This is a genomic window from Agromyces sp. Leaf222 (assembly GCF_001421565.1).
Lineage (GTDB): Bacteria > Actinomycetota > Actinomycetes > Actinomycetales > Microbacteriaceae > Agromyces.
In genome coordinates this window covers 48,654-62,348 of record NZ_LMKQ01000001.1, presented here as the reverse complement: position 1 = coordinate 62,348, position 13,695 = coordinate 48,654, and the positions used below count along the sequence as shown (strand labels likewise).

Here is a 13,695-nt window from a genome sequence, read left to right as displayed (position 1 = left end):
CGGCCCGCGGCATCCGTGCGCTCAGCGGTTGACCCAGTGCGTCGAGAGGTAGTACTCCGCAGCCGCTCGGGCGTCGGCCGGATCGGGGCGCGCGTCGCGCCGGGCGTCGGCCCGCGACATCCGGAATCGGCGAATGCCCGCGATGGTCCTCGCCCAGGCGCGGGCGAGGAGGTCGCGTGCCCGGGCCCGATGCTGCGGCAGGCGTGCGGCGAGGTCGGCGCACATCTGCGCGCCGGGCATCGGTTCGGTCGTCGCGGCGGTGCAGGTCATGTCGGCGGTCCCTTCGTCGAACGCGGTCGGTGGTCGGTCAGTGGGCGGATGCCGCGGGCGCGGGCGCCTCGATGAGGAGGCCGATGCCGACGCAGGCGAGCAGCACGGCGGTGGCCCGTCGCTGCCAGGTGAGCCATGCGGGGCGCCGGCGCAGGAGGGCGGCGATCGCGCCGGCGCCGACGATGATGAGCGCGTTCACGACGAGGCTGACCGCGATCTGCACGCCGCCGAGCACGAACCCCTGGGCGACGACGGCGCCATGGGTGGGATCGATGAACTGCGGGATGAGCGCGACGTACATGATCGCCGCCTTCGGGTTCAGCAGGTTCGTGACGAGGCCCATCGAGAACAGGCGGGCCTTGGAGTCGCGGGCGAGGTCGCGCACCTCGAAGAGACCGACGCCGCCGCCGGCGACGGCCCGGTACGCGAGGAAGAGCAGGTAGAGCGCGCCGGCGACCTTGAGGCCCGTGTACAGCCACGGCACGACGACGAACACCGCCGCGAGCCCGAGGTTGGCCATCGTCATGTAGACCATGAAGCCGACGGCCGTTCCGCCGAGCGAGACGAGCCCGGCCACCGAGCCCTGCGAGAGGCTCCGCGAGACGAGGTAGATCATGTTCGGCCCGGGCGTGAGCACCATCGCGAGCGCCACGAGGGCGATGCCCAGCAGTGCGCCTGGTTCGACGAGCACGGCGGCCTCCGTTCGATCGCGCCTGCTGCGGGGTGCGGATGCCTCCTGCCGCGCGTTCGACCACCTTGGTACACTCACGAGAAATCATCCAAAGTGTCACACGACACTTCTCACGAGAGGGAGCGGCATGCGCGTCTCGTCGGGCTGGACCCCGCGGCTGGCGGATGCCGCTGCGCCCACGTCCGAGCGGCTCGTCTCCGCGCTCGCCGAGGACATCCTCGACGGCGTCGTCGCCGAGGGCGAGCGCCTGCCCGCCCATCGCGCACTGGCCGATCAGCTCGGGGTCGCGCTCGGAACCGTGTCGAAGGCCTACGCCGAACTCGGCCTGCGCGGGCTCGTGCGCGGCACGCACGGGCGGGGCATGTTCGTCAGCTACCGGGCGTCGCCGACGTCAGGCAGCATCGACCTCGCGATGAACATGCCGCCGCGCCTGCTCTCAGACCGGGTCATCGCCGATGCGCTCGCGGCCAGCGCCGGCCGCGTCGACGCCGAGGTGCTCTCGGCCTGCGGGCCGCCGGGCGGTCGCCTCGAGTACCGGCGCACCGCGGCGGCCTGGCTGGCCTCGACCGGACTCGAGATCCCCGCCGAGGAGCTCGTGCTCGCCCACGGCGCCCAGCAGGGCATCGCCGCGGTGCTCATGGCGGTCTCGCCGCCCGGCCGACCGGTGCCGGTCTACACCGAGGAGGTCACGTTCCACGGCGCCCTGAGCTACGCCCGGCTTGCCGGGCATCCGGTGCACGGCGTGCCCATCGACCGGCAGGGCCTGCGCCCCGACCTGCTCGATCGCATGCTCGCCCACGACGCCCGCTCCGCCGCGCACCCGGGTGCCCGACCGGTCGTCTACGTCACGCCGACGCTGCACAACCCGACCGGCGCGACGATGTGCGCCTCACGTCGACGCGAGCTCGTGCGGGTCGCCCGCGCGCATGACACGCTGATCATCGAGGACGACGTCTACGCCGTCTCCGAGGAGCGGCTCATGCCGGCGCTCGTCTCGCTTGCACCCGAGCGCACGTTCTACGTCAGCAGCGCGTCGAAGGCGCTGAGCCCTGCGATCCGCTTGGGCATGGTCAAGCCGCCCTGCGCGTTCCGCCCGCGGTTGGCCGACACGGTGCGCGCGCTCGGCCTGCCCGTCTCGCCGCTCATCTGCGTGCTGCTCGACGAGCTCGTCAGCGCGGGCATCGCCTCGACCGTGCGCGCCTCGATCCGCGATGAGGGCGCCCGCCGCACCGCCTTGGCGCACGAGCAGTTCGGATCCGCCCTGTTCGTGACGCCGAAGACGGGGTACCACGTGTTCGTGCCGATGCCGCCCGAGCAGGCGCGACGCCTCGCGGCCGCGGCGCAGGACGAAGGCGTGCTGCTCACCGACCCCGACACGATGATGGCCGACCCCGGGCAGCGGGCCGGCGGGGTGCGGCTCAGCCTCGGCGCGCCGACGATGCCCGAGCTCGCGCGCGGCCTGTCGATCGTGCGCGGCCTGCTCGCGGCATCCGCATCGCCGGGCTCGCCGGGCTCGCCGGTCTCGCCGGGCTCGCGGGTCTCGCCGGGCTCGCGGGTCTCGCCGGTCTCGCCGGTCGAGTAGGCGCCCCAGCGCCGTATCGAAACCCTCACCCGCGACGGCGACGTGCGCACCCGTGATCGACGGGAGGACATGAGCCGGAGGGGAGGACGGTTTCACCGAACCGGTCCTCACGCGCGCGCGGGAGCCTCCCGCCGGTCCGAGCGAGCGGATGCCGCGGTTCGGCGTCAGCCCGTCAGTGCGCCTGCGGGGGCAGCACGCTGATGACGGGGTGGTCCTTGGCGATGACGCCGACCTTGGCGGCGCCGCCGGGCGAGCCGAGGTCGTCGAAGAATTCGACGTTGGCCTTGTAGTAGTCGGCCCACTCGTCGGGGAGGTCGTCTTCGTAGTAGATGGCCTCGACGGGGCAGACCGGCTCGCAGGCACCGCAGTCGACGCATTCGTCGGGGTGGATGTAGAGCGAGCGCTCACCCTCGTAGATGCAGTCGACCGGGCACTCGTCGATGCAGGCGCGGTCCTTGACATCGACGCACGGGAGAGCGATCACATACGTCACTCCCCCAGTCTACGACTCGCTGCCCGTCCGATCGCCNCAGGCACCGCAGTCGACGCATTCGTCGGGGTGGATGTAGAGCGAGCGCTCACCCTCGTAGATGCAGTCGACCGGGCACTCGTCGATGCAGGCGCGGTCCTTGACGTCGACGCACGGCAGCGCGATGACGTACGTCACGAGACGACCAGCGACCCGTCGCGCGAGATCTCGACCTGCTCGTCGCGGGGCACGACCTTGACGCGCTCGCGGACGACCTCGCCGTAGTGCTCGGGCGCCTCGAACGCCTCGCCGAGCGAGCGCTCGTGCGCGTCGAGCGTGAGCCAGCCGTTCCACGTCGTGTAGGCCACCTCGCGCGAGTCGAGCAGCGCGAAGATCTCCTCGCCGTCGGCCGCGTCGACGAGGGCCGCCGGGAGCGAGCCCGCCGTGGCATCCGCGACCAGGTTCGTGATGGTCTCGAGCGCGTCGCCCTTGGTGTGGCCGATGAGGCCCACCGGGCCGCGCTTGATCCAGCCGGTCGCGTACACGCCGGGCAGGTGGGCGCCAGAGGCGTCCGTCACGCGGCCGCCCTCGTTGGGGATGACCGCCTTGCGCTCGTCGAACGGCACGCCGTCGATCGGGCTGCTCGCGTAGCCGACGGCGCGGTAGATCGCCTGCACGGGGATGTCGGTGAACTCGCCGATGCCCTCGACCGAGCCGTCGCCGACGGGGCGGGTGAGCTCGAAGCGCACGGCCTCGACGGCGTCGGTGCCGAGCACCTCGACGGGCGCGTGCAGGAAGTGCAGGTGCAGGCGCCGCGACGCCGTGTACTCGTGGCCGGCGGGCTTGCGCCAGCCGTTGAGCGTGCGGGTCATGACCTTGACCTGGTTGTTCGAGGCGAACAGCGCCTCGGCGTGCGGGTCGTTCGCGGCGCGCTCGAAGTCGTCGTCGTAGACGATCACGTCGACGTCGGGCACCTCGCCGAGCTCGCGCAGCTCGATGGGCGTGAACTTCACGTGGCCGGGGCCGCGGCGGCCGAAGACGTGCACGTCGGTGACGGGCGAGGCCTCGAGGCCCTCGACGACGTTCGCCGGGACATCCGTCGTCAGCAGGTCCTTCGGGTGCTTCGCGAGCACGCGGGCGACGTCGAGCGCGACGTTGCCGTTGCCGATGACGGCGATCGACTGCGCCTCGAGCGGCCAGGTGCGGGGCACGTCGGGGTGGCCGTCGTACCAGGCGACGAAGTCGGCCGCGCCGTACGAGCCGGGCAGGTCGATGCCGGGGATGTCCAGCGGGGCGTCGCGCAGCGCGCCGGTGGCGAAGATGACGGCGTCGTAGCGCTCCTGCAGCTCGTCGACCGTGATGTCGCGGCCGACCTCGACGTTGCCGATGAGGCGGATCGTGCCCGCGTCGAGCATCTCGTGCAGCGAGTTGACGATGCCCTTGATGCGGGGGTGGTCGGGGGCCACGCCGTAGCGGATCAGGCCGTAGGGCGCGGGCAGCGACTCGTAGAGGTCGATCGCGACCTCGCCGCCGGCCTCGGTGACCTGGCGGTTCAGGATGTTGCCGGCGTAGATGCCCGCGGGGCCGGCGCCGATGATCGCGACGCGGAGGGAGAGAGTCATGGCTGCGTGGTCTTTCGGTCTGCTGAGGCGGGGGCCTCGGGGGCTGTGGTCGCGATCGGCGTGCCGGCCGCAGACGTGATGGCTTCTGGTGCGTAGGGGCTCAGGGTCACCACGTCGCCGACGACGACGACTGCGGGCGAGCGGATGCCGCGGCGGGCCGCCTGCAATGCGATCGTGTCGAGCGTACCCACTGTGACACGCTGACCTGAGCCGTAGCCGTCTTCGATGATCGCGACCGGGCATTCGCCGCCGCGCTCGCCGCGCGAGAGGGTGATCGCGGAGTTCGCGAGCGTGCCGACGCCCATGAGCAGCACGACCGTGTGGTCGCGGCCGCCGCCGAGCGACTGGATCTGGTCGTGCCCGGTGACGACGGTGAACGTGGTGGCGAGGCCGCGGTGCGTGAGCGGGATGCCGGCGATCGCCGGAACCGAGATCGCGCTCGTGATGCCGGGCACCACTTCGACGGCGATGCCGGCCGCCTGGCAGAAGGCGAGCTCCTCGCCGCCGCGACCGAAGATGAACGGGTCGCCGCCCTTGAGGCGCACGACGTTCCTGCCGTCGCGGGCGAGCGAGACGAGCAGGGCGTTGATCGCGTCCTGCGGCACCGCGTGGTGGCCGGGGAGCTTGCCCACGTCGACGACCTCCGGCGTGAGGAGCACGCCCTCGGCGGCGAGCCCGTCGAGCACCGAGCGTGCGCCGAGGCGGTCGGCGACGATGACGTCGGCGGCCTCGAGCGCCCGCAGGCCGCGGATGGTGAGCAGTCCGGCATCGCCGGGGCCGGCGCCGACGAGGGTGACCAGGCCGCTCTCGACGCGCGGCCGCGCAGCGGCGACGTGGGCCGTCAGGGATCCGTCGGCGTTCGAGGGCACGTTCACGCGAGCCCTCCGGCGATCACCGCGGTGGCCACGATCGCGGCCGCGAGCACGAGTCCGCCCACGAGCGCCGCGATCGTGCGGGTGCGGGTGCGGGTCGTGACGCTCATACGGCGACCCAGGCCGCGGCGGCCTCGGCCTCGGCCAGGTCTTCGGGCGATGCAGGAGGCGCGTCGGTCACGATGCCGGCGGCGAGCGTGTAACCCGACTGCGGGTCGATCACGAGGAACGCCCCCGCCCGCCGGTGCGTCGAGTACTCCTCGACGGGCAGTTCGGAGGCGAGGCGCACGCGCACCTGGCCGATGTCGTTGATCTCGAGCGCTGCGGCCGGCTCGAGCGCGAGGGTGTCGAGGTCGCGGCGCCCCACGATGTCGGTCACGAGCGCCTGCACCGTGCTGGTGCCCGACTTCACGAGCACGCGGGCTCCGGGGCGGAGCGGCGTCGCGCCGAGCCAGAACACCGAGGCGTCGAGCTCGCGGCGCGGGGTGGGCAGTGCGCCCTCGGCGACGATGACGGCACCGCGCGCGGCGTCGAGCTGGTCGGCCAGGCGCAGCGAGACCGAACGAGGGGCGGATGCCGCGTCGACCGTCGTCGACCCCGCGTCGATGCCCGTGACGGTCGTCGTCGCGCCGCCCGGGAACACCTGCACCCGGTCTCCGACGCGCACCGTTCCGGAGGCGATGCGCCCGGCGAACGCCCGGTAGTCGCGGAACGCCTCGGCGTCGGCGACGTCGTGCGCCAGCGCGCCCTGCGGACGGATCACGAGCTGCACCGGCATGCGCAGCGCCTCGAACTCGGTCTCGAGCTCGTCGAGCGACGGCAGGGTCTCGAGCAGCTCGAGCAGGCTCGGGCCGTCGTACCAGGGCGTGTTCGCCGACCGGTCGACGATGTTGTCGCCCGCGAGGGCCGAGACCGGGATCACGTGCGTGTCCGCGAGGCCGAGTTCGCGCGCGAGCGCGGCGACATCCGAGGCCACCGTGTCGTAGGCCTGCTGCGAGTAGTCGAGCAGGTCGATCTTGTTGACCGCGATGATCACGTGCGGCACGCGCAGCAGCGCGACGACCGCGAGATGCCGGCGGGTCTGCTCGAGCACGCCGTTGCGCGCGTCGACGAGCACGACGACCGCGTCGGCCGTGGTCGCGCCGGTGACCATGTTGCGCGTGTACTGCACGTGGCCGGGGCAGTCGGCGAGGATGAACGACCGGCGACCCGTCGAGAAGTAGCGGTAGGCGACGTCGATCGTGATGCCCTGCTCGCGCTCGGCGCGCAGGCCGTCGGTGAGCAGCGCGAAGTCGATCGCGCCCGGCTCGCCGCCGAAGCCGCGCTCGGCGCTCGTGCGCGCGACCGACTCGAGCTGGTCGGCGAGGATCGCCTTGGAGTCGTGCAGCAGGCGGCCCACGAGCGTGGACTTGCCGTCGTCGACCGAGCCGGCGGTGGCGAAGCGGAGCAGTGCGCCCATCAGAAGTACCCGTCCTTCTTGCGGTCTTCCATCGCCGCCTCCGAGATGCGGTCGTCGGCGCGCGTGGCCCCGCGTTCGGTGAGCGTCGAGAGGGCGATCTCGCGCACCACGTCGGCGACGGATGCCGCGTCGGACTCGACCGCGCCGGTACAGCTCATGTCGCCCACCGTCCGGTAGCGCACGATGCGGCGTTCGACCGTCTCGTCGGCCCGCGCGGGCGAGACGTCGGAGATCGCGCGCCACATGCCGTCGCGGAGGTACACCTCGCGCTCGTGCGCGTAGTAGAGCGGCGGCAGCTCGATGCCCTCGCGCTCGATGTAGCGCCAGACGTCGAGCTCGGTCCAGTTCGAGATGGGGAACGCGCGCACGTGCTGGCCGACCGTGTGCCGGCCGTTGTAGAGGTCCCAGAGCTCGGGGCGCTGGTTGCGCGGATCCCACTGGCCGAACTCGTCGCGGAGGCTCAGGATGCGCTCCTTGGCGCGTGCCTTGTCTTCGTCGCGACGGGCGCCGCCGAAGACCGCGTCGTGCCGGCCCGCCGCGATGCCGTCGAGCAGCGGCTGCGTCTGCAGCGGGTTGCGCGTGCCGTCGGCGCGCTCGGCGAGGCGGCCGTCGTCGAGGTAGTCCTGCACGGATGCCACCTCGAGGCGCAGCCCGAGCCGCTCGACCGTGCGGTCGCGGAACTCGATGACCTCGGGGAAGTTGTGGCCCGTGTCGACGTGCAGCACCGGGAACGGCACCTTGGCCGGCCAGAACGCCTTGGCGGCGAGGTGCAGCACGAGCACCGAGTCCTTGCCGCCGGAGAAGAGCAGCACGGGGCGCTCGAACTCGGCGACGACCTCGCGGATGATGTGGATCGCTTCGGCCTCGAGGGCGTCGAGCGTGTCGATGCCGGTCTCGACCGGGATGGTGTCGATGGCGCTCATACGTGCAGCCCGCATTCCGTCTTGTCGAGGCCCGCCCAGCGACCGGCCCTCGGGTCCTCGCCCTCGGCCACCTGCCGCGTGCAGGGCTCGCAGCCGATCGACGGGTAGCCCTGGGTCAGCAGCTCGTTCACGGGCACGCCGAAGGCGCTCGAGTAGTCGATCAGGTCGTCGAAGCTCCACGCCGCGACCGGGTTGACCTTGACCAGCCCGTTGCGTTCGTCGAACGTGACGAGCGGGGTGTTCGTACGGGTGGGGGCCTCGTCGCGTCGCACGCCCGTGAACCACAGCTCGTACCCCGTGAGAGCGTCGTGCAGCGGGGCGACCTTGCGCATGGCGCAGCACTCGGCGGCGTCGCGGGCGAACAGGTCGAGTCCGTACTTCGCGTTCTGCTCGGGCACCGTGAGCTCGGGGAGCACGTCGACCACCCGCACGTCGAGTGCCGAGGCGACGCGGTCGCGCGTCTCGTAGGTCTTCGCGAAGTGGTATCCGGTGTCGAGGAAGAGCACGTCGACGCCGGGCAGCGACTGGGCCACGACGTGCGGGAGCACGGCGTCGGCCATCGAGCAGGCGACCGCCGCGGCATCCGTGTCGAAGTTGCGCGCGACCCAGGCGACGACCTCGTAGGCGGATGCCTCGTCGTCGGCCAGGCTGCGGAGTTCGACGTTGCCCGCCTCGGCCAGTGCCCGCAGCTCGTCGTGGGTGCGCAGCGCCGTGGCGCGGGGGGCGAGGGAGACGCTCACCGGAGCACCTCCTCGTCGGCGCGGTGAGCCCACTCGGCGAACGTCTCGTCGCCAACGGCGTCGCGGTCGTCGAGGAAGCGCTTGACCACCCGCTCGACGTACTCGGCGATGCCGTCGGCCTCGACCTTGAGCCCGCGCACGGTGCGGCCGAGGCCCGCCTCTTCACGGTCGGCCGTCGCGAGGCCGCCGCCGAGGTGCACCTGGTAGCCGGGCACTTGCTCGCCGGAGTCGTTCATGACGAGCTGGCCCTTGAGGCCGATGTCGGCGGTCTGGATGCGCGCGCACGAGTTCGGGCAGCCGTTGACGTGCAGGCTGATCGGGTGCGGCAGGTCGAAGCCGTCGAGCGTGCGCTCGAGGTCGAGCACGGCCGCCGTGGCGAACGCCTTCGTCTCGACGATCGCGAGCTTGCAGAACTCGATGCCCGTGCAGGCGATGGTGCCGCGGCGGATGAGGCTGGGGCGGGCCGAGAGGCCGAGCTCGTCGAGGCCGGTGATCAGCGACTCGACGCGATCTTCGGGGATGTCGAGGATGACGAGCTTCTGGTGCGGCGTCGTGCGCAGTCGCGCCGAGCCGTGCGCCTCGATGAGTTCGGCGAGCTTCACGAGCGTGGGGCCCGAGACGCGGCCGACGATCGGCGTGACGCCGACGTAGGAGCGGCCGTCCTTCTGGCGGTGCACGCCCACGTGGTCGCCGTGCGCGAGCGGCTTCGGTGCGGCGGGGCCGTCGGGCAGCGGGGCGTCGAGGTACTCGGTCTCGAGCACCTCGCGGAACTTCACGGTGCCCCAGTCGGCGAGCAGGAACTTCAGGCGCGCCTTGTTGCGCAGCCGTCGGTAGCCGTAGTCGCGGAAGATCTGGGCGACGCCGTGCCAGGCCTCGGCGACCCGCTCGGGGGCGACGAAGACGCCGAGGCGTTCGGCGAGCCGCGGTGCGGTCGAGAGGCCGCCGCCGACCCAGAGGTCGTAGCCGATGCCGAGCTCGGGGTGCTGCACGGCGACGAACGCGACGTCGTTGATCTCGTGCACCACGTCTTGGCTGGGGTGGCCGGTGATCGCGGTCTTGAACTTGCGGGGCAGGTTGGCGAGGGTCGCGTCGCCGATGAACCGGCTCGTGATCTCGTCGATCTGCGCGGTCGGGTCGATGAGCTCGTCGGAGGCGATGCCCGCGACCGGGGATCCGAGCACGACGCGCGGCACGTCGCCGCACGCCTCGGTCGTGCCGAGCCCGACGGCCTCGAGGCGGCGCCAGATCTCGGGCACGTCCTCGACGCGGATCCAGTGCAGCTGCACGTTCTGGCGGTCGGTGAGGTCGGCGGTGTCGCGGCCGAAGTCGATCGAGATCTGCCCGATCACGCGCAGCTGCTCGGTCGTGAGCTGGCCGCCGTCGATGCGCACGCGCAGCATGAAGTACTCGTCTTCGAGCTCGTGCGGCTCGAGGGTCGCGGTGCGCCCGCCGTCGATGCCCGGCTTGCGCTGCGTGTACAGGCCCCACACGCGGAACCGCCCGTGCAGGTCGGTCGGGTCGATCGAGGCGAACCCGCCCTTGGAGTACACGTTCTCGATGCGGCCGCGAACGCTCAGGCCGTCGTCGACCTGCTTCCACTCCTCGTTGCCGTTGAGCGGTGCGGTGCCGTCGACCTTCCACTGTCCGTTCGGGCGATTGGCGCCGGGGCGCGCGGGGCGCTCGGCGCGGGCAGGGCGCTCAGGGCGAACGGCGGCCGCGGCGGTCTCGGTCGCAGCCGCGTCGAGCGCACTCGCGTCGGTCGCGACATCCGTTGGCGGGGTCGTCACAGGCTGCTCCTTCCGTCGGCGGCGCACGGTGCGCTCTTGGCCTTCCGCTCGAAGCTAGGCGAGGCCGCCGGATGCCGTCAGGCGAGGGCGTCACGTCCGGTCACGTCGTGACGTATTGCGTCACAGTGGGCGAGAACCCTTGCGCTCGCGTCGCCCGCCGGTCGAGTAGCGAAGCGTATCGAGACCCCGGGTCCGGACGTGAAGGTGGTCTCGATACGGCGCCGGCGCGCCTACTCGACCGTCGGCAGGGCCGCGTCGTAACGGTCGAGCACGATCTCGACGAGCTCGGCAGGGGCCGGGGCATCGGGCAGCAGCAGCGGATCGGCGACGACATCGGCGCCGGCCGAGCGGGCGAGGTCGTCGAAGTAGCCCGGAGCGAGCAGGTAGTTCGCGATGATCACGCGGGGCGCCGCGGCATCCGTCACCCGATTCGTGCCGGGCACGCCGGGGAAGCCGGGGATGTCGGAGACCCCCGGGATGGCGAACGGGCCGCCCGGGGCGTCGAGCGCGCGGGCGATCGCCGCATCGGCGCGGGCCGCGGCGACGGCGTCGGGCAGCGCGGGCTCGGCGGCGGACAGGAACCCGACCGAGACGCGACGACCGGATGCCGCGGCGAGCCGTGCCGTCATGTCGAGGCAGTCGTCGACGGCGCGCCGATCGCTCGAGCCGGCGACCGCGAGCACGACGGCGTCGTCGTCGCGGATGCCGGCCTCGGCGAGGCGGCGGATCAGCACGGTCACGAGCCGGTCGTCGGGCCCGAGGGCGCCGCCGAGCGCCACGGGCCGGCCGGCCTCGGCCTCGACGGCCTCGGTCAGGTCGACGTGCACGTGGTACCCGGCCGAGAGCAGCAGCGGCACGACGACGGCCGGCTCGCCGTCGGCGAGCGACGCGAGCGTCGCGGGCACGTCGGGCTGCTCGACGTCGACGTGTCCGAGGCGCAGCGACGGCACCGTGGACGCCCGGCGCGCGAGCGCAGCACCGACGGCGTCGCGGAGTCCGCGGACCGCGGCCCGACCCTCTGGCGAGCTCGTTCCGTGCGAGATGGCGACGAGGGCGGGCGTTCGTGCTGGCATGCGCCCATGCTCGCACAACGGAGGTTTCGACGAGGAGACGGCGGCCCGCGGCATCCGCTCGCCCGCCGACGGCACCGGTCAGGTCAGCGACAGCTCCGCGGGCACGGGCGGCGGCTCCTCGCCGACGGCGCGCACGGCCGCCGGGTCGTGGCGAAGGCAGGCGACCGAGCGGCGCGGGTCGTCGCCCGGCACGTTCGGGAACACGAGCTCGGGGTTCACCTTCGAGCAGGCGTCGAACGCGAACGCGCAGCGATCGGCGAACGGGCATCCGGCGCCGAGGCGCGAGAGGTCGGGCGGGGACCCGGGGATGCCGATGAGCTCGCGCCGCGGCCCGCGCAATGGCGGGAACGAGTGCAGCAGCGCCGACGAGTACGGGTGACGTGGCTTGTTGTACACGTCGAGCGCCGCGGCATCCTCGACGATCTCGCCCGCGTACATGATCGCGATGCGGTCGGCGATCTCGATGAGCAGCGACACGTCGTGCGTGATGAAGATGACCGAGAAGCCGAGCCGATCGCGGAGCTCGGCGATCTGCTCGACGATCTGGCGCTGCATCACGACGTCGAGCGCCGTCGTGGGCTCGTCCATGATCAGCACCTGCGGGTCGAGTGCGAGGGCCATCGCGATCATGACGCGCTGACGCATGCCGCCCGAGAGTTCGTGCGGATACGAGCGCAGGCGGTCGGGTGCGATGCCAACGAGGTCGAGCAGTTCGGCGGCGCGCTCGAGCGCCTCCTTCTGGCTGGTCTTCGGCTCGTGCGCGCGGATGCCGTCGGCGATCTGCCGGCCGATGCGGTACACCGGGTTCAGCGAGTTCATCGCGCCCTGGAACACGATCGCCATGTCCTGCCAGCGCGAAGCACGCAGTTGCGTGTCGTTCAGGCGCAGCAGGTCGGTCTTCACGCCGGAGCGGTCGGTGAAGAGCACCTCGCCGCCCGTGATGAGGCCGGGAGGCGGCAAGAGGCGGGTCGCCGCGTACGCGAGCGTCGACTTGCCGCAGCCCGACTCGCCGGCGAGGCCGAGCACCTCGCCGCGGCCGAGCGTGAGCGAGACCTGGCGCAGCACGTGCACCGGGTCGTCGTCGTAGCCGTAGTCGACCGAGAGGTTCTTGATCTCGAGCACGGGATCGGCCGACGGGGTGAGGCGCTGCTGGTCGCCGATCGGGGTGGCGATGGTCATGCTCGGTCCTCCTTGGCCTCGCGCACCACGGGGGTGAAGCCGATACGGGGGCGGATGCCGCGCTTGCGCAGCGACTTGGCGTTCAGGCCCGTCGATCGCAGGCGCGGGTTGACGAACTCGTCGATGCCGAAGTTGATGAGGGTCAGCGACATGCCGAGCAGGGCGATGCAGAGGCCCGCGGGAACGAACCACCACCACGCGCCGCGCTGCAGCGCGAGCTGCGACTGCGCCTGGTAGAGCACCGTGCCCCAGTTCCATTCGCCCGTGTTGCCGATGCCGATGAACGAGAGGGTGATGAGCGAGAGCACGGCGAACGCGACGGTGCCGACGAAGCCCGACGCGATGATCGCCGTGAGGTTCGGCAGGATCTCGGCCGTGATGATGCGCCACGTGCGTTCGCCGTTCGCCCTGGCGGCCTCGACGAAGTCGCGGCGTCGCAACGAGAGCGTCTGGGCTCGAAGCACGCGCGCACCCCATGCCCAGCCCGTGATCGCGATGACCACGGCCACCGTCACGCCGCCGACCGTCGGCAGCTGGCCCGCGATGATGATGATGAGCGGCAACTGCGGGATCACGAGGAACACGTTCGCGAGCACCGAAAGGGTCTCGTCTCCGAGGCCGCCGACGTACCCGGCCGTGACGCCGACGATGACGCCGATCGCCGTCGCGAGGATGCCGGCGACGAAGCCCACGACGATCACGCCGCGAGTGCCGACCAGGATCTGCGAGAACACGTCCTGACCGAGGTGGGTCGTGCCGAACCAGTGCTCCCATGACGGCGGCTGCAGGATGTCCTCGCTGCGGGCGCTCGGATCGTACGGGGCGATCCACGGCCCGATGATCGCGATGAGGAGGAAGAACCCGAGGATCACCATGCCGGCGACGGCCTTCGAGTTGCGCAGGAAGAGGAACTTGCGCGGCTTGCCGCGTCGGCGCACCTCGTTCGCCGCGACCACGCCCGTCATGGGCGCCTGCGACGGCTTGTCGAGCTCCTGGCCCTCTTCGACGATGCTGGTGTCGATCGTCAT

13 protein-coding genes are annotated in these 13,695 nt (G+C 72.0%); 1 reads left to right on the top strand and 12 read right to left on the bottom strand.

Translation table 11 applies throughout. The features are described from left to right. Nucleotides 1–21 precede the first annotated feature (21 nt). Nucleotides 22–270: a hypothetical protein gene (locus tag ASE68_RS00305; RefSeq protein WP_055853883.1), complete on the bottom strand. Its 249-nt coding sequence runs from the start codon at nucleotides 268–270 to the stop codon at nucleotides 22–24. A gap of 37 nt (nucleotides 271–307) precedes the next feature. Further along, nucleotides 308–961, bottom strand: coding sequence for a LysE family translocator (locus ASE68_RS00300; RefSeq protein ID WP_235480725.1), 654 nt, complete (start codon nucleotides 959–961; stop codon nucleotides 308–310). Between the two features lie 127 nt (nucleotides 962–1,088). Here ASE68_RS00300 and ASE68_RS00295 point away from each other — a divergent pair, with 127 nt between their 5' ends. Further along, nucleotides 1,089–2,543, top strand: a complete 1,455-nt coding sequence (locus tag ASE68_RS00295) for a PLP-dependent aminotransferase family protein (RefSeq protein WP_055853879.1) — start codon at nucleotides 1,089–1,091, stop codon at nucleotides 2,541–2,543. Nucleotides 2,544–2,715: 172 nt separating this feature from the next. Here the strand turns inward: ASE68_RS00295 and fdxA are convergent, their stop codons facing one another. From fdxA to ASE68_RS00240, 10 genes are all read right to left on the bottom strand, one after another. Continuing rightward, nucleotides 2,716–3,036, bottom strand: a complete 321-nt coding sequence (gene fdxA, locus ASE68_RS00290; protein WP_055853876.1) for a ferredoxin — start codon at nucleotides 3,034–3,036, stop codon at nucleotides 2,716–2,718. 170 nt (nucleotides 3,037–3,206) lie between these two features. Further along, nucleotides 3,207–4,634, bottom strand: coding sequence for an FAD-dependent oxidoreductase (locus ASE68_RS00280; protein WP_055853872.1), 1,428 nt, complete (start codon nucleotides 4,632–4,634; stop codon nucleotides 3,207–3,209). Next, entirely contained in the window at nucleotides 4,631–5,509 is an 879-nt protein-coding gene (gene cobA, locus ASE68_RS00275) for a uroporphyrinogen-III C-methyltransferase (RefSeq protein WP_235480724.1), read from the bottom strand. Before cobA ends, ASE68_RS00280 begins: the two co-directional genes overlap by 4 nt. Before the next feature lie 103 nt (nucleotides 5,510–5,612). Next, nucleotides 5,613–6,965, bottom strand: a complete 1,353-nt coding sequence (locus ASE68_RS00270) for a sulfate adenylyltransferase subunit 1 (protein ID WP_055853869.1) — start codon at nucleotides 6,963–6,965, stop codon at nucleotides 5,613–5,615. After that, nucleotides 6,965–7,888, bottom strand: coding sequence for a sulfate adenylyltransferase subunit CysD (gene cysD / locus ASE68_RS00265; RefSeq protein WP_235480723.1), 924 nt, complete (start codon nucleotides 7,886–7,888; stop codon nucleotides 6,965–6,967). Before cysD ends, ASE68_RS00270 begins: the two co-directional genes overlap by 1 nt. Further along, nucleotides 7,885–8,628 (bottom strand): phosphoadenylyl-sulfate reductase, encoded by a 744-nt coding sequence (locus ASE68_RS00260; RefSeq protein ID WP_055853863.1) that lies wholly within the window; start codon nucleotides 8,626–8,628, stop codon nucleotides 7,885–7,887. The genes cysD and ASE68_RS00260 overlap by 4 nt, the downstream gene beginning before the upstream one ends. Further along, nucleotides 8,625–10,415 carry a nitrite/sulfite reductase gene (locus tag ASE68_RS00255; protein WP_055853861.1) on the bottom strand — a complete coding sequence of 597 codons (1,791 nt, stop codon included), beginning with the start codon at nucleotides 10,413–10,415 and terminating at the stop codon, nucleotides 8,625–8,627. Before ASE68_RS00255 ends, ASE68_RS00260 begins: the two co-directional genes overlap by 4 nt. 230 nt (nucleotides 10,416–10,645) lie before the next feature. Next, nucleotides 10,646–11,488 carry a sirohydrochlorin chelatase gene (locus ASE68_RS00250; RefSeq protein WP_055853857.1) on the bottom strand — a complete coding sequence of 281 codons (843 nt, stop codon included), beginning with the start codon at nucleotides 11,486–11,488 and terminating at the stop codon, nucleotides 10,646–10,648. Nucleotides 11,489–11,566: 78 nt separating this feature from the next. Continuing rightward, the gene (locus tag ASE68_RS00245; RefSeq protein ID WP_055853854.1) at nucleotides 11,567–12,667 is read right to left on the bottom strand and encodes an ABC transporter ATP-binding protein; all 1,101 of its coding nucleotides are present in this window, start codon (nucleotides 12,665–12,667) and stop codon (nucleotides 11,567–11,569) included. Then, on the bottom strand, nucleotides 12,664–13,695 hold the full coding sequence (locus ASE68_RS00240; protein WP_082461721.1) for an ABC transporter permease: 1,032 nt from the start codon (nucleotides 13,693–13,695) through the stop codon (nucleotides 12,664–12,666). The genes ASE68_RS00245 and ASE68_RS00240 overlap by 4 nt, the downstream gene beginning before the upstream one ends.